Source organism: Sphingobium limneticum (genome assembly GCF_008710155.1).
Lineage (GTDB): Bacteria > Pseudomonadota > Alphaproteobacteria > Sphingomonadales > Sphingomonadaceae > Sphingobium > Sphingobium limneticum.
In genome coordinates, this window is the sequence record NZ_VYPZ01000001.1 from 140778 (window position 1) to 165559 (window position 24782).

Here is a 24782-nt window from a genome sequence, read left to right on the forward strand (position 1 = left end):
CTCATTTTCTCCTTCGTTCAGCTTCAGGGGGTGATCTGTTCGACGCGACCATCCTTTTCGAAAGTCACGCCTTCCGGCGCGACGGCCAGCAGCTTGTGTCCGGTCGGCAGGGTCGATCCGGGGAACCAGCGGGAACCGTCTGCGGTCAGGATATGCGGCGGGTCGGTGACGATCGTCGCCAGCCCCGCGCCGCTCTGGGTGAAAAAGGCCTGCAAGGGGCTGGCGTCCAGACTGTCGTCCACCTTGAAGCCCACCGCGCTCACCGCCGGCAGATCCTTCTTCAGCTCCGCGCTCAATTCCTGCTGCTTGTCTTGCGGCATATAGCCGGCACTCACCACCAGCGCCCCCGGTTGCGCCGGCGTGACGCGCGCGGCGACGCCCTTGGTCTGGAGCAGGTCGGTGGCGGCATCGGCTAGCGCCGGGCCAGTCTGCGCATCCACGATCACGCCCTCGCCGCTTTGCACTGCCAATGCGCGGAGCCGGCCCAGCTCATCCTCGTCCCGCACCACGCCGGTCACCGCCAGCGATCCGTCCGGCGCGCTATTCACCTTCACCGCCGGGAATCCGGCCTGCCGCACCTCCCGCTGCAATGCGGTCCGGTCGCCTTTGCCGCCGCTCACCAGCGTGCCGAGCGGTTGCGCGGCCGCCACGCCGAGCAGGCAGACGCAGCCCGCCGCCACGGCCAGTCGCGCGCTGTGCCGGTCGATCCGGCCCAGATGCTCGCGCCCCATGTCCAGCAACCGGTCGACGATGCGCGGCGCCTGTAATGGCCCGACGGCGCTCCCCACCGGCATGTCGGCGATCGCGCCGGCATCCGCCCAGCGTGCCGAAACCGGCGCACCATGGGCGACCAGATATTCGCCGATCCGGATGGGCAGATAGGCCGGCAGCACCGCCTGCTCCCCCGCCGTCAATGTGCGGCCGAGCAGTTCGACCTGCCCCTGCAACACCCGCAATTGCGCCGCATCGGGCGTCAGGCTCATCTCCACCGCGCAATCGCGCGTCCCCGCGCCGCGCAGCACCACATCATTGCCCAGCCCATGGCCGATGCTCAGCCTCTCGCGCCCATCGAGCGGGAAGGCCTTGCCCGACAGCCGGCCCGACAGGATTTTCAGCACCCGCCGGCTCACGGCGGCCGTGCGCGGATTGTCGATCATGGACAGGGTGGCGGCGGTCATTCCAATACCTCCCGATGATTGTTAGCCTGCGGCACGCGGGTCACGGCCCCCAATTTGGTCGGCTCGGCACCCGGCGCCCCGGACGCTACACCGGGCATCTCCATCCGGTTGATGCGCGGCGAAATCAGGAACAGCCGCTCGATATGCTGGCGCTTCTTGGTCCGGGTCTTGAACAATTCGCCCACGATCGGAATTTGCCCCAGCACAGGAATCGCGCTTTCCGCGTCGGCATCCGCATTGACGGTCAACCCGCCCAGCAGCAGGCTTTCGCCCTCGGCGATCAGCGCCTGCGTATCGACGCTGGCTCGCTCCACCACCGGAATGCGATCGACCGTGCCGTCCAGCAGCGACCCGTCCTCGACATGCACGACCATGCGAATACGCGGTTGTCCGCCATCGACCAGTACATGCGGATTGACGCGCAGCACCGTGCCGGCGGTCACGTTGAACAGGTCGACCTGCCGGTCGCCGGCCACTCGAACGTAGAAGGTGCGGGTCCGGTCGAACACCGCCTCCACATTGGACAGCGTCATCAGCTGCGGCCGCGACACGACCTTGGCCGCGCCCTTTTCCTCCAGCGCATTGATGCGGAACAGCAATTCGTTGCTCGCCCCGATCGCGCCGGACAGGGACAGGCCACGATTGGCCTGGCCAGTGCCGGAAATCAGCGCGTCGGTCAGCGGATTGCCGGTCCGCCGCACCACGTCGCCGCCGAACAGCGCGCCCCAGTCGCCACTATTGAAGCGCCAATTGATGCCCAGTTCGCGCAACTTGTCGACATTGATGTCGATGATCGTCGCTTCCAGTTCCACCACCTGCGGCGCGACGTCCAGCGACCGGACCAACCCTTCATAGGCGGGCATATTTTCCGGCCGGTCGCGGATGATGACGGCGTTCAGCGACGGATCGACCGTGATGCGCGGCCCGCTCCGTGGCGGCGCCTCGACCACGATCTGGTTGGCGCCGTTGCCGCCGGGCAGGCCCAGATAATCCTCGTCATCATTGTCATAGGGGGTGGATTGGGAATCCCCCGGACGAACGCTGTCCAGCCCCCGGCCCATCAGGCGCGGGGCGGATTGCCGCACCTTCTGCTCGCCATAGGAGCCGGTGACGCTGCCGATCGGCTGCCCGTCACCCATGATCCGCGACACGGTGGTCGCCACGCCCGGCACGCGCACCGACCGGTCGCCGCTATTCATCGTCGTATCGTCGGCGCGCGCATAGCGCAGGTAGAAGACCCGCAGTTCATAAGGCTCGATCCCGCCCGGCGTCATCGGCGCCTGCTGCACCATGCCGGGCGCGATCGCCACCGATCCGGGCTGTTGCCGCACGGCGGTGCGGGGCAGGGCGGATGCGATCTGCTGCACCTGATCCAGGAAGCGCGGCACGCCGGTCGCCATCACCGCCTCGGCCGACGTGATACGCACCCGGTTGGTGGCGTCCCCCAGTTGCCCGCGCGATACCGCGCCTGACAGGTCGGCGGCGCGGCCCGACGCGACCGTCATCGTCCGGCTCTGCACGTCATTGGCGTTGTAGACGGTGACGACGGCCCCGTCATAATAAGCGATCAGGTTGAACGCGCTCGACACCTGCCGCCAGATGTCGGCGGGATGGCCCGAAAAACGGCCGTTGATCTTGCCCGTGACCGTCCCCGCCACCGCAACCCGCAGACCGGACGCGGCAAAGAACTGGTTCAGGAAATCGGTCGCCGGCTGGTCGCGCGCGGACAGGCTGACCTTCTTGTCGCCAAAGGGCGGCTCGGCCGCCTGTACCGGGATACAGGCCAGCGCGATCGCGGCGGCGCAGCTTGCAAGGACGTGCTTCATGCCGCCGCCTCCATCTGTTCTTCGATCGCATCGGGCGTCCGGTCCAGTGTGCCGACCACGTCCAGCGGCAGCGCCGGCGTCAGCTCGTTGTAGCAAAGGATCGGCAGGCCGAAGAGGTCGCCCGCCGTCAGCTGGCGCAGCGGTCGGCGCAGATCATAAGCGGTTACGACCGCGCGCGCGCCGCATTTGGTCGCCTCGCTACGTATCATGCCGATCAGCGTGCGCGCCTGATCGGGCGCCATGGCGAGGTGCTGCACCCCTTCCACCGCTTGCAAACTTTCGCGGAAGAACCGCTCCAGCCGCCCGCCTACCACCATCACCGGCAGGCGATTGTCCGCCATGTGCGGCGCAGTGATGTAGCGGCGCAGTGCCACGCGGGTCCGGTCGGCGATCGGCACGGCATTGCGTTCCGATTGACCGATCTCGGCAATGGCTTCCAGTACGTCGCGCATGTTCCGCAAACACACCTCCTCTTCTGCAAGCAGTCTCAAAATCTCGGCGATCCGCGGGCTGGACACCGCGCGCACCACTTCCTTGACCAGGTCGGGATAATCGGCGCCGATGCGGTTCAGCATCGCGGTGGTTTCCTGAAGGCCCAGGAACCGGCCGGCATGGCGACGCAGCAGCACATCGACCGCCGCCGCCATCACCTCCTCCAGCGGGCGCTCGTCATCGGCCACGCCCGATCCGACCGGCGCTTCATAGGCGAACAAGGCCCAACGTCCGGCCTCGCCCTCCGGCAGCAGCCTTGTGGTCATCTCGCCTGTCGGCATGGGCAGGCCCAGCCGCGCCTGCACGCCCTCGATCGTGGTGACGAAACGCGCGCGCAGCTCTTCGGCCCGCTCGGCGTCCAAACCCGGCGCGGCAATTTCCAGCACCAGCGGGCGCACCGGACGCGGCGCAGCGGGGGCCGCCTGCAGCGTCTCGGGCAATGGCTTTTCGCTCGTGTCGAACCGCGCGGTCTTGCCCAATATCCATGCCTTGGATGCGGGATGCTGCCATGCCGCCGCGCTGCCCAATGCCAGTGCGATGCCGATGAACACGGCCGCCGGGAAACCGGGGATCAGCGCCATCAGCACGCACAGGATCGCGGCGGGCACCAGCACTTTGGGCTTGCTGCCGATCTGATGCGCGATCGCGGGGCCAAGGCTGCCGTCGCGGCTCTCATCCGTGGTGCGCGTCACCAGCAGGCCGGCGGCCATGGCGCTGAACAGCGCCGGGATCTGCGCGACCAACCCATCGCCGATGGTCAGGATCGAAAAGACCTGCATCGCCTCGCCGGCATCCATGCCATGGCTGAAGACGCCGACGGCCAGCCCCCCGATCAGGTTGACCAGAACGATGACGATGGAGGCGATGGCATCGCCCTTCACGAACTTCATCGCGCCGTCCAGGCTGCCGTGCAGCTTGCTCTCCATCTCCAGCGTGCGCCGTTTCTCGCGCGCTTCGTCCTTGCCCATCAGGCCGGACCGCAAATCGCTGTCGATCGACAATTGCTTGCCGGGCATCGCGTCCAGGCTGAAGCGCGCGGCGACTTCCGCGACCCGCTCGGCGCCCTTGGAAATGACGATGAACTGCACGATGGTGATGATCAGGAAGACGACCAGCCCGACGATCAGATTGCCGCCCGCCACCATCTGGCCGAATTGCTGGATGATATGGCCACCCTCTGCGGTGGTCAAAATCATGCGCGTCGTCGCGATCGACAGCGACAGACGAAACAAAGTCGTCAGCAATAATACCGTGGGAAAGGTCGAGAAGTCGAGCGGCTTGGATATGTGCAAAGTCGACAAGAGCAACAGCAGCCCGATCGCGATATTGGTCGCGACCAGCATGTCGATGACCAAAGTCGGCAGCGGCAGGATCAGCAGCGCGACGATCGCCACGACGCCGACGATCAGCATCAGGTCGGCGGGGCGGATGGCGCCGCGCGGGATGCGGGACAGGATGGAGCTTGCCATCGGTCAGCGCCCCGGCGTGCCGCGCAGCGCGGCATAGCGGCCCATCACCTTGACGACATAATCCTGCGTCTCGCGATAGGGCGGGATGGCATTGCCATATTTGGCCACCGCCCCTTCGCCGGCATTATAGGCCGCCAGAATCAGGTTGAAATCCTTGCCATATCGGCCCTGCAACGACTTGAGCAGCCGCGCGCCGGTATCGATATTGGTGGCGGGGTCGTAGAGCGCCGTCGTCGCCACGCCGAAGCGCGCGCCGGTGCCGGGCATGATCTGCATCAGTCCGCGCGCACCGGCATGCGACAGTGCCTGCGGTTTATAGGTGGATTCCTGCCCGATGATCGCATGCAGGAACAGCGGATCGATGCGGTGCGCACGGGCGCTCGCCAGGATATGGGCGTCGAAGTCGGCGTTGACCCGACCCAGCCGGATCGGCCGATCCAGCATCGCGCTGATCCGCTCGGTTCCCGGCGGCGGCTCGACCAGCCGCTCTTCGCTGCGAACACCCCGGCGCTTGCGCGCCTTGGCCGCCTTTTCTTCCTTCACGCCGATGATGCGCGCCACATTGGGCTGGGCACGGATCGGCGCCTTGGGCGCGATCACGATCCGCGCGGCACAACCCTGCAACGCCATATAATGGCTCGCGCTGGCGTCGTCGGCGACGCGCAGCGTGTCGTTGAGCGGACACGACTTGAAGTCGATATCCCGCCAACTCGTGCCCTCTCCCGCCAAGGCAGGAGAAGCGACAGTAAAAGCTACGAATATTACCGGAATCCGTAGCGCTATGTGCGAACATATACGCATGGTGACGATCTCCCATCTGGTGACGTCCACACACCAAATTCTCGATTCGTCTTCAGCAGTAAAAAATTAAGTAATAACGGATGTTTACTTGATAGTCTGACAGCGCTGTATCGCTATCGAACGGCCGCTTTGTTGCGCTGTGTTGCAGCTATGGCCACAACTAGGAGACGGGCTGTTGCCATGGGGCGGTGAATGGAGCCAAAAGTAAAATTCTTATGGAACCGTGACATAAGCGTCACTTGAATGTGACGATATGAAGTAGATCCGTGTCGCTGGCGTAACATCGCTCTGTGCAAACGTTTCATCCCGATTCCGAAGCGAAGGGTTGACGAAGCGGCAGTTGTTCTGGACTTTTACTTCCGTCCACACACGCAGTTCGTGTTCTGTGCTTGCCCGTATCACATGGTAATTATCGGCACAGTTTCAATCACTTCCGGCCGAAAAATGCAGGCCGTTCAACCGGCCGCAATTTGTGTGGAGCAGTCATGGCCGACAAGAATGACGGCGGCGACAAGACCGAAAAACCGACCCCCAAGCGTCTGCGCGATGCGCGGCGCAAGGGCGATGTCGCCAAATCGAAGGATGTCGGTCCCGCCGTCGGCATGATCCTCTGGTTCCTGTTGCTGCTCTTCGCTGCCGGTTATGCGGGCGGGCAGATCATGGTCTTGATGACCGACACGGTCGGCACCGCGACGACCATGCCCTTCGAATCCGCTGCGCCCGTGCTGGGCTGGGCTGCCTTCGCCGTGCTGGTGTCGGCCAGCCTGCTGATCCTGGGACCGGCTTCGATCATCGGTGTGCTCGCCGAATTTCTGCAAATCGGTGCATTGGTGACGACTGAAAAGCTCAAGCCCTCGCTCGACAAGCTCAATCCCGTGGAAGGTTTCAAGAAGATGTTCGCGCTCGACAATCTGGTCGAGCTGCTGAAGACCGTGATCAAGGCGAGCCTGATCCTCACCATTGCCATCATCATCCTGTGGCGCTCGGCCGATGGCTTCATCAGCCTCATCCAGACCGCCGGTTGGTCCCCGGTCGAGCGGCACGGCGAAAAGGTCGCGGGCGCCATGCTGTCGCTGATGCGATCGCTGACGATACAGCTCTTCGCCTGGACCTGCGCCATCTTCCTGCTCGTCGCCGCCGTCGATCGCTTCTGGCAGCAGCATCGCTTCATCAAGAAGCTGCGCATGAGCCGCCGCGACATCAAGCAGGAGCATAAGGATAATGAGGGCGACCCGATGCTGCGCGCCCAGCGCCGGCAATTGCATGAGGAATGGGCGAACCAGAATGCCATCGGCGCGGCCGGCGGCGCGAACGTGCTGCTGACCAATCCGACCCATCTCGCCATCGCGCTCGAATATGATCCCGCAAATACCCCCGTGCCGATGATCGCGGCGAAGGGGGAGGGGCCGCTGGCCGCCGCCATGCGGGGTGAGGCGGAGCGGATGGGCGTGCCCATCGTCCGCAATATCGGCCTCGCCCGCGCGGTCTGGGCGGAAAGCGAGGTCGGTGGCCCGATCCCGCGCGCCCATTTCGATGCGATCGCCGAAATCATCCTGTGGGCGAAACGCGCCCGCGACGGACTGGAAACCGCAATCCGGGAGGATGCTGAATGAATGCCGGAACCTTCTTTCTCAGCCTGCTGGCGGTCGTCCTGGCGCTGGCGGTGGTGCTGGGCCTGGCCTGGGTCGCGATCCGTCTGCTGCGCCGTTGGAACGATCATGTCCAGGGCGGCGGCGGGGAGGGCAATGATCCGCCGATCCGCTTCCTGCGCGCCATGGCCGTGGGCCAGCGCGAACGCCTCACCTTGGTGGAGGTGCGCGGCGAAGTGATGCTGGTCGGCGTCACCGCCGGTGGTATCAGCCTGCTCGCGCGCTGGCCGGACGGGCCAGTGCCCGACACCGCCCCCACACCGGGCCGGATCTTCCCATGATGGCATTCGACAAGCCCCGTTTCCGGGCCCTGTCCGTGGAAGAAGCGCATCTGCGCCACGCCCTGCTCGCCGCCCTCAACGGCCGCCGGATAGGGCGCGCATTGTTGTGCGCTCATATCCCCAACCCACCAACCTCCGTTCGCCCTGAGCCTGTCGAAGGGCTGCCCTTGTCTTTGGATACCCAAAGCAACACCCAGATACACTCAGTTCCGACCAATAACGATTGGTTCCGCTGCGCCGAAGATCTCGCCTTCCGCCTCCATCGCCTAGACGGCCACCCCGTCCGCACCGACGCGACGGATGGCCCCGCCATGGCCACGCTGCTCGACGCCGCCAACCCGCTGCTCTGCGAGATTGAGGCGGCGCTTGGCCTGACCCTCGACCCGACCGACATCGGCAAGCGCCCGTCCGCCGCGACCCTCACCGCCCACATCACCCTGAACGACGGCCCGTTGCCGGTCGCGGCCATGGACCTCGCTCTGTCCCCCGACACGCCGATCCTCCCCGTGCCCGCACCCTTCGCGCCGGCGCTCCTCGGCCACATCCCGCTCCCCGCCCGCATCCTGATCGACGGCCCGCGCCTGTCACCCACCGATGCCGCCGCGCTCGCGCCGGGCGACCTGCTGCTGATCGGCGCTGCGCCGCTGATGGCGGGCGTCGGTCTGCCCGGCGCCCCGGTCGTGCCCGGCCGCATCCTGCCGGCAGAGCGGCTCTTCCGGCCCATGTCATGATATCCACAAGAGAGGACGAAGCCATGCAGATCCATGCCGACGCCCCGACGCCCGACAGCGGCTTCGCGCCAGACTCCTTCGCAGTGCAACTCCGTTTCGAACTGGATCAGGCCGACATTCCGCTCGCCCGGCTCCAGGCCTTGCAGGAAGGCGGCATCCTCCCGCTCCAGGACCGCGACGGCACGCTCGCCGTCCGTATCCTCGCCGGCACACGCGCCATTGCCACCGGCCAGATCGTGTCGGTCGGCGACAGCTATGCCGTCCTGATCGAGTCCGTCCTCAAGGAGGGCTGAAACCCATGGATGTATCCGCCTTCACCCCCGGCAGCGCGCTCGTCGTCGTCGTCCTCATCGCGCTCGCGCCGTTCTTCGCGGTCATGGTGACCAGTTTCACCAAGATCGTCGTCGTCCTATCGCTGCTGCGCAATGCGCTCGGCCTGCAACAGGTGCCCCCAAATGTCGTGCTGAACGGCATGGCGCTCGTCCTGTCGGTATATGTCATGTACCCGACCATGCAGCAGATGGCGACGGCGTCGGGTCAGCAGGCGGTGCCGACCCAGACCTCGGAAATCTTCTCCGCCGCCGACCGCGCGAAGGAGCCGCTACGCGCCTTCCTCATCAAGCATAGCGCCGCAGACGAACGCGCCTTCTTCCTGCGCACGCAGCAGCGTGTCGCCAAACAGTCCGGCACCGCCGCCGCCAGCGCCACCGACTTCATCGTCGTCGTCCCCGCCTTCGTCGTGCGCGAACTGACCGTGGCCTTCCAGATCGGCTTCCTCATCTTCCTGCCCTTTCTGGTGATCGACCTGGTGATATCCAACATATTGCTGGCGATGGGCATGATGATGTTGTCCCCCGTCACCATATCCCTGCCGTTCAAGATCCTGTTGTTCGTGCTGGTCGACGGCTGGGTGAAGCTGTCTCACGGATTGGTGCTCAGCTATGTCTGACGCCATCATCCGCATGACGATCGATGCGCTGTGGCTGGTTCTCTTGCTGTCCGCGCCGCCCATCGTCGCGGCCTCGGCCGTCGGCCTGCTGGTGGCGCTGGTGCAGGCGGCGACGCAGCTTCAGGAACAGACGCTGCAATATACGCTCAAATTCTTCGCGATCGTCGCGACGCTGTTCCTCACCGCTTCGCTGCTGGCCGGCAGTCTGTACCAATATGGCAATACTATCTTCACCGAATTTCCCGCGATGGTACGCCAATGATGGGTGCGCCATGATGCAGGGCGTACCCGGCTGGACGGGCGAACTGATCCTGGTCGGCATTGCGTCGGCCCGCTTCGGCTTCGCCTTCATCATGATCCCGCTCTTTGGCAAGGATACGATCCCCGCGACCGTGCGCAACGGCATCATCCTCACCTTCGGCGGTATCGCCTTCGCGCTCCAGCCCAATTTCATGGTGCAGAATATCGGCACCTTCGGCTGGGCGGCGATGCTTCTGCGCGAAGCGGGTATCGGCGTCGCCATCGGCTTCTTCTTCGGCACCATCCTCTGGGCGATGCAGGCGGCGGGCGAGATCGTCGATGCAAAGGTCGGCGCGACCATCGGCCAGCTGATCGATCCCAATAGCGGCGGACAGGTATCGCTCACCGGCGCGCTGATGGAACGGCTCGCCCATGTCCTGTTCGCGGCGTCGGGTGGCATCTTGCTGCTGGTCGCGACCATCATGGAAAGCTTCGCCGTCTGGCCGATCGCGCAAAGCTGGCCGCGGCTCGACCCGCACAGCATGATCCTGTTCGAAGGCGAATTTGGCCGGCTGATGGCGCTTGCCCTCATCTTCGCCGCGCCGATCCTCGTCATGCTCTATGTCGTGGACGCCGCGCTCGGCCTGCTCAACCGCTTCGCCCAGCAATTGAACGTCTTCTCCCTCTCGCTCTCGATCAAGAGCTGGGCGGCCAGCGCCCTGCTGCTCATCCTGGTGCCGTTGCTGGCACAGGCGGTCATCATGGACCTGTCGACGCGGCAGGATGTGGTCCGCTCGGTAGCCAGGGCTTTCGCCCGATGACCGCCGATCAGGAAGAGGAAGCCCGCCTGCGCGAATTGATGCGCCTGCTGCGACAGGCGGACGCGCGCGCGGGCGAAGAGGATGTGCCGCTCGGCGAATATCGCATCCCCCGCTCGCGCGTGCCCGAACGGCATCTGACCGGCATCGGCGCGCTGACGAAGACGGAGGTGGCAGTGATGCGCTTCCTGGGCTGGGGCCGCGCCAATGCCGACATCGCGACGCTTCTGGTCATCAGCGAAAATACGGTGCGCGTCCACCTCAACAATATGTGCCGGAAACTGGAACTGGACGGCGTGCGAGAATTGAATGCACTGGCCGGCCTGCTGTTTCATCCGCTCACTTAGAGCATTTTGAAGTCAGATGGCACAGCTGACGGCTCGCAAAATGCGGAAAAAAAGAGTCTTAGAGCATGATCCGATTCAATCCAATCGGATCATGCTCTAAGAAGCGTCAGGCCGCAACCAGCCGCTTCACGTCGATCGCATCTTCATGCATGCGCGCCTGCGCGATGTCATAAGCAGCCTGCATCCGCAGCAGCGTGTCGGCCTGTACGCCGAACGCCTTCTCGAACCGGATCGCCATGTCGGCGGACAATTTCGCATGGCCGTTGAGCAGGCCGCTCAAAGCCTGCCGCGACACGCCGAAATGCTGTGCGAGCGCTTTGATATTCATGCCATGCGGTTCGACCAGCTGGCGCCGAAGCCAGGGGCCGGGATGTACATGCAGGGACGGGTGAATCCTGATCGCCATCAATGATAATCCTCCAGATCCAGATCCGCGACGGTGGTTGCATCGACCAGCGTGAATGTCAGGCGCCAATTACGGGTGACTGTCATCGCATAGCGGCCCTTTCGATCCCCGGTAAGTGGATGGAAACCGAAATTGGGCGGCACGGCAAGTTCATCCACGCTGGATGCTGCGGCCATGAACGCGATCATGTCGGCAATGCGTTCGGGCTCGATCACGCCCTTTGCTTTGCCCGTCTCCACGAAGCGTCGCAGCGCCTTATGCGAGATGCTGGCTATATCCATGTGTCAAGCGATGACTGACACAGGATTGTTGGCGCGTCAAGTCATGGTTGACACATGGCTGCGCTGGCGACGCGTACCTAATCGGATCGCTTATGCCCCTAGTCGGATCGGGGAGGGCGGACGGCGGGCGGACCCGGCATACAGGATGGCGACGACGGCGATGACGCTCCGGGAGGGGCAGCGCCGATCGGGGGCCTCCCGGCCAAATATTGCTGAAAAGGAGATATGAGATGTTCGGTATCGGCGGTTTCAATCCCGTTTCCCTCCTCGCCACGGCCGCTTTGGGTCCGCTTGGCGGCATTGTCGCCCAACTCGCCCAGCAGGTCGTGTCGCAGCTCGGCCAGCAGCTGGTGGGCCAGCTTGGCCAGCAGCTGGGCCTGTCGCAGGGCATCATCCAGGACGCGCAGCAGAATTTCACCGACCAGCTGACCGGTTTCCAGGGCGGCTCGGCCACCGACGCGAATGACGCCATTTCGCAGCTGGGCGAAACGCTCGGTGCCTCGCCGACGGAAATCGGTCAGGCCCAGAATGACTTCCAGAATGCCATAGACGACATTCTGAGCAACATCGCCGGCGGCGACGATGTGAAGGATGCCCGCGCCGGCGGCACCGGCAAGGCGGCCGGCTGGCTGATGGCCATGGCGAAGGAACTGGGTGGCAAGATGGACAGCATGGCCAAGGATATCGAAAAGCTGTCGAAGAAGGCCGATGGCAAGAATCCGGGCGCATCGACCGAATTCACCGCCATGTCGCAGCAGTTCGGCATCCTGTCGAACGCCGCTGCCACCGGGCTCAAGGCGATCGGCGAAGCCATGTCCAACATGGCGCGCAAGCAGTAATCCTGCCGCATTTACCGCACGGTTCGGGGGCTGGCGCATTGGCGCTGGCCCCCGGCTGCGTTACGGCGAAACGGAAGCCGCACGACGCTCCGTCAAACTGGAAAAGGATGATGTGATGACGAAAATGGCCATATTCCTCGCGACCGCTTCTGCTTTCTGGTCCGTCCCCGCTTCGGCTCAGCTGGACTCCATGTCCTGGGGCGACGCTTCCGCCAGCCTTGGCCAGACTCAGGTGATGAGCGAAGTCATCAACGAGCAGGCACGATCGGGTGGCCGCACCAGCGCCGTCTCCTCCAAACAGCGCGCCCAGGCGACTTGCGCTCAGCGGGATTCGCTCAAGGCCAAGCATGGCGCCAACGATCCGCGCATCCAGCAGCTCTACAAACTCTGCGCCAAGCAAGGCTATTGACCCGCCCATGCTGCGCCTGATCCTCGCGTTCGGCGCCCTCATCTTCCCGATCGGGGCGGTGGCGCAGGATGTCGCGCCCGTCATCACCCCCGGTCAGGTGGCCGAAGGGCAATATTACCGCTCCCGCATGGGCACGCAGGCCAAGGCGAAATCCGGCGCCACCCGCGCCCGTCCGCCTGTCACCCGCGCCCGCCAGCAGCAGATATGTGCCAGTCGCGCGTTATTTCGCGAGAAAATGGGCGCCAGCGATCCGCAAGTGCTGAAACTGGATTCGCTCTGCGCCAAGGCCGGCTTCTGATCCGGTCGAAGGCCACTTGCGCATCCCCCTAATCGTTCCGACTATATCGCTAGTCTAATCGCGGACTGAACCTCCGGCGCCCGGCGGGTAGCATCATCCGACCCCGTGAAATGCGGCAAGGAGGACAGCCATGCTCGAATCGATCCTGTCGGACGTCGCCAATCTGCGCTGGCACCTGCCGTTGCGCACCCCGCAGGACAGCCGGAACGAGGCGAACTGGAACGCCGCCGAATCCGGCGCGGTGCGCGACATGCTGACCGGCACGCCGTTGGTCTTTCCGCGCATCGCTCATGTCTATCTGGTGCAGGGCGGCGCGGTCGCCGACACCGAAGGTGGGGCGGAACAAAGCTTCTCGCCCTCGACCGAGCCGAGCTTCGATATCGGCGGCGGCTATGCGCTGCGTTTCGACAGCGCGCGCGGCATCATCGCCCTGACCCATGATGGCGGCGAAGTCCCGCTCTGGGGCGAAGGCGGGATCGCCGCTCATGCCGGCTTTCAGCTTCCGGACGGCACGCGCATCGCGATCGACGCGGCGGCCGCCGCCGATCATCCCGACGGTGTGACGCCTGCCCGCATCACGATCGAAAGCAGCACCGGCGGCACCACGATCCTGTCCGCTAGTCGATCCGACTAGCCCCCTAATCGGATCGCGGAGCGCGCTGCACCCGCCGATCTGCTCTTATGATCATACAAGACATCGCAACGGACGGACGCCATCATGACCATCGACCCCAGCATCAGCAGCGCCGGCCCGATCGGCGCCATCGCCGCCGCCGGTGATGGCGCGCGGGGTGCTGGCCCGGTCGATGCGATCCGCGCCATCGCGACCAATGTCGTATCCGGCGTCGCCGCCAGTTTCGGCCTGCTCCCGGTCAATGCGCCGGGGCAGGGCGACGTCTACGGCCTGCGCGCCGCATCCGACGCGTTGGGAACCGCCCTTGGCGGATCGGCCGCCGATCAGGGTGCGCTGACCCGCGCGGTCGAGGATTTCGCGAGCGCCGTCGCCACCGACATGGCGGCCTATGCCGACGGTCGCACACTCACCCTGGTGGACGGCGCCCTTGCCGCTTCCACCCTGGCAAACGCCGGCGACATCGCCGGCATCATCGACGGGCTGGACCAGGCGCGTGTCGCGCTGGAGGGCGCCCGGTAAACTCCGCTTTGGAAGAGGAAGGGAACGGTCATGACGACGATCATCAACAATAACACGTTCAACCTGAACTTCGCCGTCAACAATAATTTCGGCAGCAACGCCGCGGCCGCTCTTGGCGGCGGTTTCTCCACCCAGCTCGCCGCCGGCCTCGTCGCCAGCTATTTCCAGCCTCTCTTCGCCAGCGCCTTCGCCTCGGCCACGCTGCCGATGCTGCTCAACTTTCAGGGCGGCCAGGTGCAGCAGGGACCGGACGGTACGTCCAGTTTTGCCGCGACCGAAGGCGCCAGCTGGACCGCCTCGCTCCAGAATGAGAGCGAGGGGCAGATCGACCTTGGCGACGGCTATCGCCTCGAACTGGACGAGCGCAATTCGGAAATCCGCCTTTATAACGACAATACGGGCGAAACCACGCGCATCTGGGGCGACCCGCATGTCGATATCGATGGCAAGCACAGTTTCGATTTCTGGGGCAAGACGACCTTCCAGCTGGAAAACGGCACGAAGATCACCATCGACACCGAACAATATGCGGCCAACCCCAATGAATATGTCGCCAGCCAGCTGACCATTACCAAGGGCGATCAGGCGATCGTTGTCGACGGCATCAGCCAGAATGACATTGGCGACCTGTCCATCACTCAGTCGAACGACGGCTATGCGCTGGACGCGGCCAAGGGTGACGGCTTCGTGTTGCAGGAAAATGCCACCGGCGCCGGCTGGCGCTCGGAACTGACCGGCGACATCGCGACTCAGGTGGATCTGAACGCCACCCGCGTCGGCGCCGCTTATGGTCCGGGCAGCGACACGCCCAGCCTCGGCGAAATCAGCGATCAGCTCAGCAGCTTCCTGCTGGTGGGCATCGCCAGTTCCATTCTCGCAGCGACGCTGGACGGCGGCAACAACAACTACCGCCGGGCCTGACGTCGCCGGGGCGGCCGCTCCCCGCTTATTCCCCCGGCCGCCCCGACCCCATTCATCAGAGCAAGGCTCCAGCCGACCCCTATCGGCGCGCCTTGCACTCCACGAGGTATCGAGGGTGTAATCATGGGTACGCAAGCTGCTGACAGCATAGGCCAGAGCCAGGCGGGCACAGGCTCGAACACGTCCACTTCGGCCGACGTCGCGACCGGCATGGTAAGAGAGCATCGGACCGCTGGCACCCTCGATACAACCGCGCTGGCCGCGGATGTTCAGGCGCGCACGACGGCCGATCCGCAGGCGCGGGCAGACCTGAGCGCCCAGGTCGAGGCGCAATTGTCGCCGGTGGAACAGGGCCAGTTCAGCGCTGCGCTGCACGTCGCGAACGACAATGGCGGCACGCAGCCAGCATCGGAAGAAGGCATCGGCTCTTTCTTCGACGGTTTGGTGAAGGGCGACTTCAGCGACAATGATAGCTGGTCCGCCACCGCCGGTCAGGTGATCGGTGGTTTCATCCCGGTCGTCGGCCAGATCGGCGATGCCCGCGACACCATATCCGCGATCGGCGGCGTGATAGAGGGCAAGGACGGCGCCTGGGGCAATCTCGGCCTCACCGCACTGGGCTGGGTGCCCGGCCTGGGCGACGTGGCCAAGGGCGCGATCCGTGGCGGCGAAAAGGCGCTCGACGCCGGCACCGACGTCGCGCAGCAGGCCACCCGCCATGCCGACGATGTCGCCGACGGCGCAGGCGATGTCACTAGACAGGCGGACGAGCTGGCCGGTGCCGTCAGGACCGCAAAAGTCGGCCAGAACGAAGTCCGCTGGACCGCCGATGCGCAAGGCCGTCCGGTCCATGCGGAAGCCACGCTCAAGGAAGTGCATGACGGCGCCCCCCGTTCCAGCGCCGAGCAGACGGCGCAGAGCCAGACCGGCAAGTCCGGCAATGAAGGGGATCAGGGCGGTCACATTATCGGCCACCGCTTCATGCCCGATCAGGGCGTCAAGAACATGTTCCCGCAGGCCGGCCAGTTCAACAACAGCGCCTATCGCACCATGGAAAATGAATGGGCCGACTGGGTCAGGGCCGGGGCGGAGGTCCGCATCAATGTCGACCTGAAAGATTATCAGGGCGTCCGGCCCGACACCGTCAATGTCAGCTACGACATTTATGACAAGGGCGGCGACCTGATCTATCAGGGCGGTGAGCGGTTCAAGAACGAAGCCGGACAGGTCTTTGACCGCATGCCCAAGGCTGATATCGAAGCCTTGCTCAACCAGTAAAGGACTGCCCCGCATGGGATTCGACCAGGCGCTTGCCGACAGGACGCTCAACGAGCTTGGCCAGCAGATCATCGCCGACCCGCGCTATGCCGGGCAGGACTGGCAGGGGATTGCCGTGGTGGTGCAGGTACAGCCGCGCCAGCGCCTGTTCGGCTATGTCTACCGCCCCGACGGCAGTTGGACGGCGGGCATGCCCGACATGGACGCCACCATCGACAAGGCGCTCGCTTTGTCGAAGGCGATGCAACTGGACGGCAAGGACGCCTGGAAAACCTGCCTGATCCAGATCGCCCGCCCCGGTCCGCAGCTCAAAGCCGACTTCGAATATGAAGACGGCGCCCGCTGGAACATCACGCCAGCGAACCTGAAAGCGCAGGTCGAGCAATTGCGCCCACGCTGAACGGCGCCTGCCACGCCCCTCCCGACACCAGGCGACGAGCCTCAAGCGCGCAGGGCACCTTATCTGCGCCTGAAAACGGCCAAAACCGGACTTATCATGCTCCTTCCCACTTACCCAATAGCCGTCACCCCAGCGAAGGCTGGGGTCTCAGGCGACAATAGAAGGACGCTGGCCGTCTTGCGCTTATCCGTCAATGCAGCGTGGGGCTGCCTGAGATCCTAGCCTTCGCTGGGATGACGGTTGAAGATCAAAGAAAGGGACAAGTCCGCTACCGACCATTTTCTGACATACGAGGCCTTTTCGGACGAACTCAGAAGCAGCCGTTCATAGCTGCCACCCCAGATTGAACGTCCCATAGGCTGATTATGTTCGGTGACATATTGAGCATCGATTATAACATGATTTTTCAATGGAATAATTCGGTAAGAGTATAAAGCTACAGTCGATCTATGACCGGTTTCGCCATTTTTCTCGGGATTATTTTGATCCTGTTGACGCCACTTATTTTAATTGGCGCACTTTTGGTTTTGCTCCGTAGGAAATTCCGTGCCACGCAACACGAAGACCGCGCGAAGCGAATAGCGATAGTTTTGGCCGGTATAGCGGTCATAGCGTCGCCTTATCTGACATTCAAAGCCTACGAACTCCACTTTGTTCTAGCGAGGGTTCCAAGCCCTTTGCATGTCGCGTGGATCGAATATCGCCTAGAAGACTCGTTCGGTGGGATTGGCATGCCGGGAGACAACGAAACGGGCTTTGTTGTCTATCGTCTTACTGAGGGCACTGCTGAGTGGGCGCGCAGTAAGGGATCGCGTCTGGGTGAGGCGTTACCGGGCGGAAGAACGAGTTGGCATGCCACGCCGGTTGACGAAACCGGGTCACGAAACCGCTGGCACCATTATGACAGCGAAGCAGAACGACATCGCCACCCAGTCACTATTCGAGAATACCTCGATACGTATGGATTTTCCATCCCGGTTGAGACGGGGCGAGATGATGAGGCCAATCGCGCAATTCGGGAGGCAGGATCGTTCTATTCATATGGGCGTGGCGGCAGTGTAACTATTGTCGATCCCGCGCGAGGAAAGGTTTATTTTGCTTACGCCGGATAGTCCGCTTTCGCATATTGAGGTGTTGAAACCTGCCGTTCCGCTTCCCACCCCTCTTCGTCATTCCAGCGCAGGCGGGAACCCATCTCCTGACCTCGCCCCAGGCATTACGCCGAGGCAATGGATCCCCGCCTTCGCGCCGCTGGCCGCGCAGCAAGGATAAGCCCGCCAAAAACCTTCCAAAATAGGGTTTCCTCTGATCTATCCTGTCGGATGACACCGACACTCCCTTCCGCCGACCGCATCTTTTCAGCCAATCACCTGTCGCGGCCCGGTCGCTGTGCGGTCGCGCTATCGTCGCGTCCCTGTGACCTGCCTGTGGCCCCACCGTCGCGTTGGTGGCGCGCCAGTGGCGCTTGCATAACGCGTCGCGAGAGCCTCGCGAACGCTTCGCCCCTGAAAAAGGCCGACGACACTGTGAACTTCGCTCGTCGCGCCGCTGTGACCCTAATCATATCGACTAGGCCCCTAGTCGAAACGGGGAGGGGCTTTTCCGTCCCGATCGGCGACAATCGTGGCCGCAGAACAAGGAGCGCCCGCCATGACCGATCCCGTCGGCGATGCCGTCAGCCATATTCATGACAAGCTCGACACGTCGGGCTGGTTCAACACCGTCACCAATGGCGAGACGAAGGATATCGTCGGCACGCTGACCGCGCTCCCCGCCGATCAGGCGGATCAGACGATCGACCGGCTCCAGCAGTCGGGCGACCTGGATCGCGTTGCCGATGAAGTGATGGATGGCGACTGGTTCGGCAATGGTGGCCTGTCGGGCGACGAGCGCCGCGCCTTCCTGTCCGACATGGCGGGCAAGCTGGATGGCGACAGCCTCGCCGCCCTGTCGGATGCCTTCGCCCGCGCCGACAATGGCGGCTTCGATTCCGTCACCGAACTGGGCGATGCCGTCGCCACCCATGCTGCACCACAAACCAAGGTCGACTATATCGCCGCGATGAAAGGCGGGGTCGATGACGCCAGCCAGTCCAGCTATGGCCTGGGCTATAGTGGCACCCAATTGCAGGATGCGGAAGCGACCGCGGTGGGCGACGTCCTCGCCTCGCTGCGCGGGAGTTATGCGGAGGCGGGCTTCAATGCCATCGGTGACAAGCTGTCTGATGTGCTGACCTCCGCGTTGGACGGCCAGATGACCACCATCGCCAGCCAAGCCGGCGCCACGAACAGTATCACCTGGAACGCCGACAGCTATGAAGCGATCATGGGCGCGGCCGCCAGCATGGGCAATGCGGACCTGAAAGCGCAAATCTTCGACGCCGGCGTGCACACGATGCGGGAAGTACGCGACACCAATAATGTCTTCGGAGGCCTGACCGTGCTGGGCAAGGATGACGCTATGCGCCAGATGGCCAACGGCCTCACCGCCATCATCGACAGCGACACGACCGGCGTCATGGACGAACTGACCTTCAACCAGTCGACCATGGATGGCTCCAGCTTCGCCGCCTATGCAAAGGAAATGCTGAACCAGAATCGCGAGGGCGAACTCGGTCAGCAAATGGGCCGGCTTCAGGTCGGCAATGACAGCAGCGAAAACCCCGTCGAGCGGCTGAACGCGGTTGAAACCGTCCCCGGCACGACGCAGGAACGGCGCGCCAATGCGGGCGCACTCGGCTATTTCGTCGGCGGCGTCTATGCCGCGACGCAGGCCCGGTCGCAGGATGTGGCCGAGCAGCGCGAGACGGTGACGGCCATCCTCAAATCCGCGCTCACCGTGGTGGACAAGGTCGCCTCGCTGGGCGGTCCGACGGGCCGTGTGATCGCGGGCGGCGCAGCCGTGGGCAAGGAATGGATGCAGATCGCGGTCAAAAATGCTATCGCCGACGAAGGGAGCGCGGCCGGCATTCGGCTGGAACGCGCCGCCCTGCCGGTCAACGCGCAGACGGGAGAATTGGGCGTGGGCGACAATGTGGCGAGCGCGTTCGAGGATCGTCTGGCCTCCGTGACCCGGACCGCCCAGCCCTGACCGCGCGCGGCCTTCTTGCCATTATCGCGTCGGCCATGCTCGTCACTGGCGGATGTAGCGGTGCGGAAGAGGAGGGGGGCTTTCCCCTAGTTCCCGCGGGTCTGCGCGACAGTGCCGAAATCCCGCTCGGCGACGCTGCCAATGCCCGCATGACCCGCGCCGCTACCATGGTTCGCGATCGCATCGAACCGGCATGGGGCCGTCTCGACAACCGACTCTATCTGCTCCCGACCGACCGCTGTCAGGGTTTCGTCGAAGAATTGCGCGGTAGCATCCCGGTCGGCTGGCAAAACTACCTTCTCGACCAGAAGCCGACCGACGCGAAGCTGGTCGGCTTCAACAAGGGCAAGCGGATCGTCATCTATCTCTGGTTGACCGGCGTCAGCCGCGACGGCTGCGCACTCAACATCCTGCACAATTGAGCGGGCTGGCGGCATGGCAGAAATCTGTGGAAACCCCGCATGAACGATGGACGACACGCTATGCCGGCCGCTAACCGCCCGTTTCATGAGCATAATCGCAACCATCATGAACTCCACCACGGGCCAGCCCATTCAGAAAATGACCTTCGGCCGCATGCCCAAGCCGTGGGCGACCTTCCATCTGGAAAATGGCGAACGGGTCACGGCCGACCGCGTCAACGTAGGCAAGCCCGCGCCCGGCAAGTTCGTGGCCCCGGTCGAAGTCTGGGTCACGCCCAAGGGCTGACGCTACGGTTTCCATGTTTCCGCCCTCGGCCGCCTAGACCCGCAAGATGCCGGACGGCGGTCGGGGCCTCTCTTCCATGACATTGAAATATTTGAACTTTCATCGACCTGTCATCTGACAGCCGCCAACAGGTCACATCTGTTGTGCAGCGGCGTCCCCATATAGTTCAATAGGGGGTTCGCCACATGACACGCCGTATCCAGTTGCTTGCCATTCTGCTCGCCAGCAGCGCCGCCGTCCCGGCCATTGCCCAGACCGCCGCACCTGATGATGGCGATATTGTCGGCGCCGGCGAACAGATCATCGTCACCGCGCAAAAGATCGAACAGCGCGCGATGGATGTGCCGATCACCATCTCGGCGATCAGCGGCAAGCGGATGGAAGAAATCGGCGTGTCCGATCTCGACGAGCTGTCCAACTATATCCCCGGCCTCAATATCCAGGAACAGAGCGCCAACAATCCCGGCATCGTCATTCGCGGCATCACATCGGACAGCGGATCGGCCCAGCAGGCGCCGCGCGTCACCCTCTATTATAACGGCGTCGATATCTCGCGCTCGCGTGGCTCCTATCAGGATATCTACGACATGGAGCGGATCGAGGTGATCAAGGGGCCGCAGGCAACCTTGTTCGGCACCGCCTCGGCCGTCGGCGCGATCAGCATGATCTCCGCCCGGCCCAAGCCCGGCTTCTCCGCCGAATTGAATGCCGGTTACGGCAATTATGAGTCCAAACTGCTCAGCGGCTTCATTAATGGCGGGTCGGACAAGGTTGCCGGCCGCATCGCCTTCGCCTGGAAGAAGCGCGACGGTTACGTCAAGAATCTGTCCGCGACGCAGGACGATCTTTATGCCCGCGATCAGCTCGGCGTGCGCGGCTCGCTGCGCCTGAAGCCGACCGAAAGCTTCACCGCCGACCTCATCCTGACCTACGACCGCCAGCGCAATTCGGGCACGCCTTTCATTTCGCGCGCGCTGCCGACGTCGGAAGGGCCGGGCAATCCCTTCGGTTCGGCGAACCTGAGCGGCTCGCCTTTGTCGGGATCGGTTCTGCGTGGCGACAAGCTTGGCCTGCATCGTGACGTCTATGACGCCAACCTGACCTTCTCTTGGGACATCATGGACGATTGGACGCTGACCATGGTCAACGGCTATCGCAAGTTCGACAGTAACGAAGTGTTCGACGCGGACGGTTCGGCGGCCTGGTATCTGGAATTCGGTGAAGAGGCAAAGGGCTGGCAGGTCAGCCACGAAACCCGCTTCTCCTATGCTGGCGATCATTTCCGTGGGTCGTTCGGCTGGAACGGCTTCCGTGAAAAGAACCATCAGCGGGTGCCCTTCTCGTCCGAAGAAGGGACTTTCATCCAATGTCTGACCCGCGCTCTTCCCGGTCTTGGCTGTATCAATGCAGCCGGGGTGGTAACGGCGGCGCAGGCGACCGCGCTGATCACTGGTGGCGCGCTGACGCAGATTCCTTACAGCTCGGTCTTTGAAAATCGCGGCAAGAACGATAGCTATTCGATGTTTGCGGATGGCACCTGGATTGCCAGTCCTTCGCTGGAATTGACGGCCGGTATCCGTGCCCTCATCGAAAAACGTCGTTCGGGTTATGTTACCAACGTGCCCGTGCCGCGCCTGCCCTCGCTGCTGCCCGCTGCCCTGCGGGCGCAATTGCTGGCGGCGGTGCCGTCGCTGGCAACCTCGCTCGTCCCCGGCCAGGTCAACACCGGCGGTCGCGTGCTACACACGCAGGGCAGCTTCGCCGCTTTCCTGCCGCGCTTCAACATCCTCTATCGCTTCTCGCCGGCACTGAACGGTTTCGCCACCGTGTCGAAGGGGCGCCGCTCGCCGACCGTCAATCTGGATGCGGCTCCCGGCGGCGCGGCGCGTATCAGCCAGATCGCGGAGGAAAATGTCTGGAATTATGAAGTCGGTCTGAAGGGCAATAGCGGCATCTTCTCCGGGTCGCTGGGCGTCTACTATCAGAAATATGATAATTTCCAGGTCAGCGTTGTCGGCAGCGATGGCGTCGCCCGCACGATGAGCGCCGGCACGGCCAGCAACCTCGGCGTCGAAGCGGAAGTCATGGTCCAGCCGACCAACTGGCTCAACATCTTCGCCAATGGCGGCTATATCGACGGCGGCATCGACGACAAGGCGGCCAATGGCCGTTTCGCTGGCGACCAGTTCCGCCTTCAGCCCAAATTCCAGGCAGCGGCCGGCTTCACCATCGACGCGCCGATCGGCAACGGCATGCGCGTCTTTGCGACGCCCAGCGTCACCTATCGGAGCAAAATCTACTTCGAAGTGCCCAACACCGAAGCCATCAGCCAGGATGGCGTAACGCTGGTCAACCTGCGCGCCGGCGTCGGCTTTGTCGATGGACAATATGAAATTTCCGGCTTCATGCGCAACGCGACGAACAAAAATTACCTGCTCGACGCAGGCAATACCGGCGGCGCCTTTGGCATCCCAACCTACATCCCGGCAGAACCGCGCTTCTACGGCGTGCAACTGACCGGCCGCTTCTAACTCGGACAAGGAAGGAGACAGTCATGAGCTTCACCATCGACCGCCGCCTGCTCATCAAGGCCAGCATGTTGGGCCTGAGCGCTTTGTCCATCCCCGGTGCCGCCGCCATCCTGTCGGGTCGCGGCTTCACCCATGGCGTCGCCAGCGGTGAGCCGGGCGCGACGTCCGTGCTGCTCTGGACCCGCTATGTCGGGTCCGGCGACACCAAGCTGCGCGCCGAAGTCGCCACCGACGCGGCCTTTACCAAGGTCGTTTCCGGCGGCGAAGTCACGGCCCGTGCCGACGCCGACCACACCGCCAAGATCACCGTCACCGGCCTTCAGCCCGACGCATGGTATTTCTACCGTTTCATCGCGCCTGATGGCCGCATCAGCCGCCTTGGCCGTACCCGCACCCTGCCGCAGGGTGACGTGTCACGCTTCGGCATCGGCCTTTTCTCCTGCTCCAACATGCCTTTCGGCTTCTTCAACGCCTATGGCCATGCCGCCGCCCGCAACGATATCGACCTGGTCATCCATTGCGGCGACTATCTCTACGAATATGATCGCGGCCATTACCCCAGCCTGGAAGAAACCGTGCCCGGCCGCGTCATCGAACCGGCGAACGAGATGGTGACGCTGGCCGACTATCGCCTGCGTTACGCCTCCTACCGGCTCGATCCCGATCTTCAGGCGCTGCACGCCGCCTTCCCGATGATCGCCCAGTGGGACGATCATGAACTGGCCAACGACGCCTATAAGGACGGCGCCGAAAACCATCAGCCGGACAAGGAAGGCGAATGGTCGGTGCGCAAGGCGGCCGCGCAGAAGGTCTATCGCGAGTGGATGCCCGTATCCGATGCGAACTATGACAGTTTCCAGATCGGCACGCTGGCAACCATATTCCGTCCTGAAACCCGCATCACCGCGCGCAACAAGCAGTTGAGCGTCGGCGAAGCGGTCGCCGGCCGCGGCGATCTGGGCAAGGCGCTGGCCGAGTTTCGCGACGGTGCCTGGAGCGCGCAGGACCGCACCCTGATGGGCGCGGATCAGGAAAAATGGCTCTATGACGGCTTCGCCTCATCGAAGAAGGCCGGCACCGCCTGGCAGATCCTCGCGCAGCAGGTGATTATGGGCTATGGTCGTTTCCCGACCAACGCCGCTGACTGGGTGCCCGCCAACGCCCCCGGAATCGTCCGCAAGACGCTGGCCGGTGCGGTCGCCGCGTCGCAGGCCGGCCTGCCCTATAATATGGACAGTTGGGACGGCTATCCGGCCGCCCGCAACCGTCTCTATGATGCGGCACTGGCGGCGGACGCGGACCTGGTCGTCCTGTCGGGCGACAGCCACAATGCCTGGGGCTATAATCTGGGCGAACGCGGACCGGGGCAGGGCGGCGTCAAGGATCGGGTCGGCGTGGAATTTGCCGGCCACGCCGTTACCTCGCCCGGCTTCGAAACCTATGCCAAGGGTGTGCCGCCAGCGGACATCGCCCGCGCCTTGCGCGCGGTCAATCCCGGCATGGCTTTCTGCGACGCCAGCCAGCGCGGTTATGTCTCGCTGGAGGTCACGCCGCAGCAGGTCGCCGGCTCCTGGCATTTCATGCAGGATATCCGCACCCGTACGACGGCGCTTTCCGGCTCCCACCGGATGACCGTTCAGCGCGGCGCGAAGCTGTTGCAGGACGCCTGACCTGTCGAGACACTTCG

The 24782-nt window shown here is 63.8% G+C and carries 28 protein-coding genes; 22 read left to right on the forward strand and 6 right to left on the reverse strand.

The window, feature by feature from the left end; translation table 11 throughout:
• Positions 1 to 23: 23 nt before the first annotated feature.
• Genes F4U94_RS00570 through F4U94_RS00585 form a run of 4 tightly spaced genes read right to left on the reverse strand, consistent with a single transcriptional unit; the run spans position 24 to position 5694 of the window.
• Complete coding sequence (locus F4U94_RS00570) at positions 24 to 1178, reverse strand: hypothetical protein (RefSeq protein WP_120253228.1); 1155 nt, start codon at positions 1176 to 1178, stop codon at positions 24 to 26.
• Positions 1175 to 3004 (reverse strand): type III secretion system outer membrane ring subunit SctC, encoded by a 1830-nt coding sequence (gene sctC / locus F4U94_RS00575; protein ID WP_120253227.1) that lies wholly within the window; start codon positions 3002 to 3004, stop codon positions 1175 to 1177. Before sctC ends, F4U94_RS00570 begins: the two co-directional genes overlap by 4 nt.
• Positions 3001 to 4965 carry a flagellar biosynthesis protein FlhA gene (locus tag F4U94_RS00580; RefSeq protein WP_120253226.1) on the reverse strand — a complete coding sequence of 655 codons (1965 nt, stop codon included), beginning with the start codon at positions 4963 to 4965 and terminating at the stop codon, positions 3001 to 3003. Before F4U94_RS00580 ends, sctC begins: the two co-directional genes overlap by 4 nt.
• A gap of 3 nt (positions 4966 to 4968) precedes the next feature.
• Positions 4969 to 5694 (reverse strand): lytic transglycosylase domain-containing protein, encoded by a 726-nt coding sequence (locus tag F4U94_RS00585; RefSeq protein ID WP_161600355.1) that lies wholly within the window; start codon positions 5692 to 5694, stop codon positions 4969 to 4971.
• Between the two features lie 557 nt (positions 5695 to 6251).
• On the opposite strand from F4U94_RS00585, the gene F4U94_RS00590 reads away from it, so the two are divergent.
• Genes F4U94_RS00590 through F4U94_RS00625 form a run of 8 tightly spaced genes read left to right on the forward strand, consistent with a single transcriptional unit; the run spans position 6252 to position 10781 of the window.
• Positions 6252 to 7379, forward strand: coding sequence for an EscU/YscU/HrcU family type III secretion system export apparatus switch protein (locus tag F4U94_RS00590; RefSeq protein ID WP_120253224.1), 1128 nt, complete (start codon positions 6252 to 6254; stop codon positions 7377 to 7379).
• Complete coding sequence (fliO, locus tag F4U94_RS00595; protein ID WP_120253223.1) at positions 7376 to 7696, forward strand: flagellar biosynthetic protein FliO; 321 nt, start codon at positions 7376 to 7378, stop codon at positions 7694 to 7696. The genes F4U94_RS00590 and fliO overlap by 4 nt, the downstream gene beginning before the upstream one ends.
• Complete coding sequence (locus tag F4U94_RS00600) at positions 7693 to 8427, forward strand: hypothetical protein (protein WP_120253222.1); 735 nt, start codon at positions 7693 to 7695, stop codon at positions 8425 to 8427. The genes fliO and F4U94_RS00600 overlap by 4 nt, the downstream gene beginning before the upstream one ends.
• Before the next feature lie 23 nt (positions 8428 to 8450).
• Positions 8451 to 8720, forward strand: a complete 270-nt coding sequence (locus F4U94_RS00605; protein ID WP_161600354.1) for a FliM/FliN family flagellar motor C-terminal domain-containing protein — start codon at positions 8451 to 8453, stop codon at positions 8718 to 8720.
• Between the two features lie 5 nt (positions 8721 to 8725).
• A complete protein-coding gene (gene sctR, locus F4U94_RS00610) occupies positions 8726 to 9376 on the forward strand; it encodes a type III secretion system export apparatus subunit SctR (protein WP_120253220.1) in 651 nt (216 codons plus the stop codon).
• On the forward strand, positions 9369 to 9638 hold the full coding sequence (gene sctS / locus F4U94_RS00615; RefSeq protein WP_120253219.1) for a type III secretion system export apparatus subunit SctS: 270 nt from the start codon (positions 9369 to 9371) through the stop codon (positions 9636 to 9638). The genes sctR and sctS overlap by 8 nt, the downstream gene beginning before the upstream one ends.
• 10 nt (positions 9639 to 9648) lie before the next feature.
• Positions 9649 to 10437: a type III secretion system export apparatus subunit SctT gene (gene sctT / locus F4U94_RS00620; protein ID WP_120253218.1), complete on the forward strand. Its 789-nt coding sequence runs from the start codon at positions 9649 to 9651 to the stop codon at positions 10435 to 10437.
• Positions 10434 to 10781 carry a helix-turn-helix domain-containing protein gene (locus F4U94_RS00625; protein ID WP_120253217.1) on the forward strand — a complete coding sequence of 116 codons (348 nt, stop codon included), beginning with the start codon at positions 10434 to 10436 and terminating at the stop codon, positions 10779 to 10781. Before sctT ends, F4U94_RS00625 begins: the two co-directional genes overlap by 4 nt.
• Positions 10782 to 10887: 106 nt before the next feature.
• Here F4U94_RS00625 and F4U94_RS00630 read toward each other — a convergent pair whose 3' ends face one another.
• Positions 10888 to 11187 carry a HigA family addiction module antitoxin gene (locus F4U94_RS00630; RefSeq protein ID WP_120253216.1) on the reverse strand — a complete coding sequence of 100 codons (300 nt, stop codon included), beginning with the start codon at positions 11185 to 11187 and terminating at the stop codon, positions 10888 to 10890.
• Positions 11187 to 11468, reverse strand: a complete 282-nt coding sequence (locus F4U94_RS00635) for a type II toxin-antitoxin system RelE/ParE family toxin (RefSeq protein ID WP_120253215.1) — start codon at positions 11466 to 11468, stop codon at positions 11187 to 11189. Before F4U94_RS00635 ends, F4U94_RS00630 begins: the two co-directional genes overlap by 1 nt.
• A 230-nt stretch (positions 11469 to 11698) precedes the next feature.
• On the opposite strand from F4U94_RS00635, the gene F4U94_RS00640 reads away from it, so the two are divergent.
• The 14 genes from F4U94_RS00640 to F4U94_RS00705 all read left to right on the forward strand — a co-directional run bounded on the left by F4U94_RS00640 (position 11699) and on the right by F4U94_RS00705 (position 24765).
• A complete protein-coding gene (locus F4U94_RS00640; protein ID WP_120253214.1) occupies positions 11699 to 12307 on the forward strand; it encodes a hypothetical protein in 609 nt (202 codons plus the stop codon).
• Positions 12308 to 12422: 115 nt separating this feature from the next.
• Positions 12423 to 12716, forward strand: coding sequence for a hypothetical protein (locus F4U94_RS00645; protein ID WP_120253213.1), 294 nt, complete (start codon positions 12423 to 12425; stop codon positions 12714 to 12716).
• A gap of 7 nt (positions 12717 to 12723) precedes the next feature.
• Positions 12724 to 13014, forward strand: a complete 291-nt coding sequence (locus tag F4U94_RS00650; RefSeq protein WP_120253212.1) for a hypothetical protein — start codon at positions 12724 to 12726, stop codon at positions 13012 to 13014.
• A gap of 130 nt (positions 13015 to 13144) precedes the next feature.
• On the forward strand, positions 13145 to 13648 hold the full coding sequence (locus tag F4U94_RS00655) for a hypothetical protein (protein WP_120253211.1): 504 nt from the start codon (positions 13145 to 13147) through the stop codon (positions 13646 to 13648).
• A gap of 84 nt (positions 13649 to 13732) precedes the next feature.
• Positions 13733 to 14167 (forward strand): hypothetical protein, encoded by a 435-nt coding sequence (locus tag F4U94_RS00660; protein ID WP_120253210.1) that lies wholly within the window; start codon positions 13733 to 13735, stop codon positions 14165 to 14167.
• A gap of 30 nt (positions 14168 to 14197) precedes the next feature.
• Positions 14198 to 15088, forward strand: a complete 891-nt coding sequence (locus F4U94_RS00665) for a DUF1521 domain-containing protein (protein ID WP_120253209.1) — start codon at positions 14198 to 14200, stop codon at positions 15086 to 15088.
• A gap of 123 nt (positions 15089 to 15211) precedes the next feature.
• Complete coding sequence (locus F4U94_RS00670; protein WP_120253208.1) at positions 15212 to 16366, forward strand: DNA/RNA non-specific endonuclease; 1155 nt, start codon at positions 15212 to 15214, stop codon at positions 16364 to 16366.
• Positions 16367 to 16379: 13 nt separating this feature from the next.
• Positions 16380 to 16766: a hypothetical protein gene (locus F4U94_RS00675; protein ID WP_120253207.1), complete on the forward strand. Its 387-nt coding sequence runs from the start codon at positions 16380 to 16382 to the stop codon at positions 16764 to 16766.
• Positions 16767 to 17215: 449 nt separating this feature from the next.
• Positions 17216 to 17878 carry a hypothetical protein gene (locus tag F4U94_RS00680; protein ID WP_120253206.1) on the forward strand — a complete coding sequence of 221 codons (663 nt, stop codon included), beginning with the start codon at positions 17216 to 17218 and terminating at the stop codon, positions 17876 to 17878.
• Between the two features lie 538 nt (positions 17879 to 18416).
• Positions 18417 to 19856 carry a hypothetical protein gene (locus tag F4U94_RS00685; protein WP_120253205.1) on the forward strand — a complete coding sequence of 480 codons (1440 nt, stop codon included), beginning with the start codon at positions 18417 to 18419 and terminating at the stop codon, positions 19854 to 19856.
• A gap of 35 nt (positions 19857 to 19891) precedes the next feature.
• Positions 19892 to 20278 carry a hypothetical protein gene (locus F4U94_RS00690; protein WP_120253204.1) on the forward strand — a complete coding sequence of 129 codons (387 nt, stop codon included), beginning with the start codon at positions 19892 to 19894 and terminating at the stop codon, positions 20276 to 20278.
• Between the two features lie 85 nt (positions 20279 to 20363).
• The gene (locus tag F4U94_RS00695; protein ID WP_120253594.1) at positions 20364 to 20564 is read left to right on the forward strand and encodes a hypothetical protein; all 201 of its coding nucleotides are present in this window, start codon (positions 20364 to 20366) and stop codon (positions 20562 to 20564) included.
• Between the two features lie 185 nt (positions 20565 to 20749).
• Positions 20750 to 23095 carry a TonB-dependent receptor gene (locus F4U94_RS00700; protein ID WP_172598876.1) on the forward strand — a complete coding sequence of 782 codons (2346 nt, stop codon included), beginning with the start codon at positions 20750 to 20752 and terminating at the stop codon, positions 23093 to 23095.
• A 23-nt stretch (positions 23096 to 23118) separates the two neighbouring features.
• Positions 23119 to 24765: an alkaline phosphatase D family protein gene (locus tag F4U94_RS00705; RefSeq protein WP_120253203.1), complete on the forward strand. Its 1647-nt coding sequence runs from the start codon at positions 23119 to 23121 to the stop codon at positions 24763 to 24765.
• The last annotated feature ends 17 nt before the right edge of the window (positions 24766 to 24782 follow it).

Bases quoted from the DNA above. Each gene is read 5' to 3' on its own strand.
- F4U94_RS00570 (WP_120253228.1), bottom strand. From the start codon at position 1,178: ATGACCGCCGCCACCCTGTCCATGATCGACAATCCGCGCACGGCCGCC.
- sctC (WP_120253227.1), bottom strand. From the start codon at position 3,004: ATGAAGCACGTCCTTGCAAGCTGCGCCGCCGCGATCGCGCTGGCCTGT.
- F4U94_RS00580 (WP_120253226.1), bottom strand. From the start codon at position 4,965: ATGGCAAGCTCCATCCTGTCCCGCATCCCGCGCGGCGCCATCCGCCCC.
- F4U94_RS00590 (WP_120253224.1), top strand. From the start codon at position 6,252: ATGGCCGACAAGAATGACGGCGGCGACAAGACCGAAAAACCGACCCCC.
- fliO (WP_120253223.1), top strand. From the start codon at position 7,376: ATGAATGCCGGAACCTTCTTTCTCAGCCTGCTGGCGGTCGTCCTGGCG.
- F4U94_RS00600 (WP_120253222.1), top strand. From the start codon at position 7,693: ATGATGGCATTCGACAAGCCCCGTTTCCGGGCCCTGTCCGTGGAAGAA.
- F4U94_RS00605 (WP_161600354.1), top strand. From the start codon at position 8,451: ATGCAGATCCATGCCGACGCCCCGACGCCCGACAGCGGCTTCGCGCCA.
- sctR (WP_120253220.1), top strand. From the start codon at position 8,726: ATGGATGTATCCGCCTTCACCCCCGGCAGCGCGCTCGTCGTCGTCGTC.
- sctS (WP_120253219.1), top strand. From the start codon at position 9,369: ATGTCTGACGCCATCATCCGCATGACGATCGATGCGCTGTGGCTGGTT.
- sctT (WP_120253218.1), top strand. From the start codon at position 9,649: ATGATGCAGGGCGTACCCGGCTGGACGGGCGAACTGATCCTGGTCGGC.
- F4U94_RS00625 (WP_120253217.1), top strand. From the start codon at position 10,434: ATGACCGCCGATCAGGAAGAGGAAGCCCGCCTGCGCGAATTGATGCGC.
- F4U94_RS00630 (WP_120253216.1), bottom strand. From the start codon at position 11,187: ATGGCGATCAGGATTCACCCGTCCCTGCATGTACATCCCGGCCCCTGG.
- F4U94_RS00635 (WP_120253215.1), bottom strand. From the start codon at position 11,468: ATGGATATAGCCAGCATCTCGCATAAGGCGCTGCGACGCTTCGTGGAG.
- F4U94_RS00640 (WP_120253214.1), top strand. From the start codon at position 11,699: ATGTTCGGTATCGGCGGTTTCAATCCCGTTTCCCTCCTCGCCACGGCC.
- F4U94_RS00645 (WP_120253213.1), top strand. From the start codon at position 12,423: ATGACGAAAATGGCCATATTCCTCGCGACCGCTTCTGCTTTCTGGTCC.
- F4U94_RS00650 (WP_120253212.1), top strand. From the start codon at position 12,724: ATGCTGCGCCTGATCCTCGCGTTCGGCGCCCTCATCTTCCCGATCGGG.
- F4U94_RS00655 (WP_120253211.1), top strand. From the start codon at position 13,145: ATGCTCGAATCGATCCTGTCGGACGTCGCCAATCTGCGCTGGCACCTG.
- F4U94_RS00660 (WP_120253210.1), top strand. From the start codon at position 13,733: ATGACCATCGACCCCAGCATCAGCAGCGCCGGCCCGATCGGCGCCATC.
- F4U94_RS00665 (WP_120253209.1), top strand. From the start codon at position 14,198: ATGACGACGATCATCAACAATAACACGTTCAACCTGAACTTCGCCGTC.
- F4U94_RS00670 (WP_120253208.1), top strand. From the start codon at position 15,212: ATGGGTACGCAAGCTGCTGACAGCATAGGCCAGAGCCAGGCGGGCACA.
- F4U94_RS00675 (WP_120253207.1), top strand. From the start codon at position 16,380: ATGGGATTCGACCAGGCGCTTGCCGACAGGACGCTCAACGAGCTTGGC.
- F4U94_RS00680 (WP_120253206.1), top strand. From the start codon at position 17,216: ATGACCGGTTTCGCCATTTTTCTCGGGATTATTTTGATCCTGTTGACG.
- F4U94_RS00685 (WP_120253205.1), top strand. From the start codon at position 18,417: ATGACCGATCCCGTCGGCGATGCCGTCAGCCATATTCATGACAAGCTC.
- F4U94_RS00690 (WP_120253204.1), top strand. From the start codon at position 19,892: ATGCTCGTCACTGGCGGATGTAGCGGTGCGGAAGAGGAGGGGGGCTTT.
- F4U94_RS00695 (WP_120253594.1), top strand. From the start codon at position 20,364: ATGAGCATAATCGCAACCATCATGAACTCCACCACGGGCCAGCCCATT.
- F4U94_RS00700 (WP_172598876.1), top strand. From the start codon at position 20,750: ATGACACGCCGTATCCAGTTGCTTGCCATTCTGCTCGCCAGCAGCGCC.
- F4U94_RS00705 (WP_120253203.1), top strand. From the start codon at position 23,119: ATGAGCTTCACCATCGACCGCCGCCTGCTCATCAAGGCCAGCATGTTG.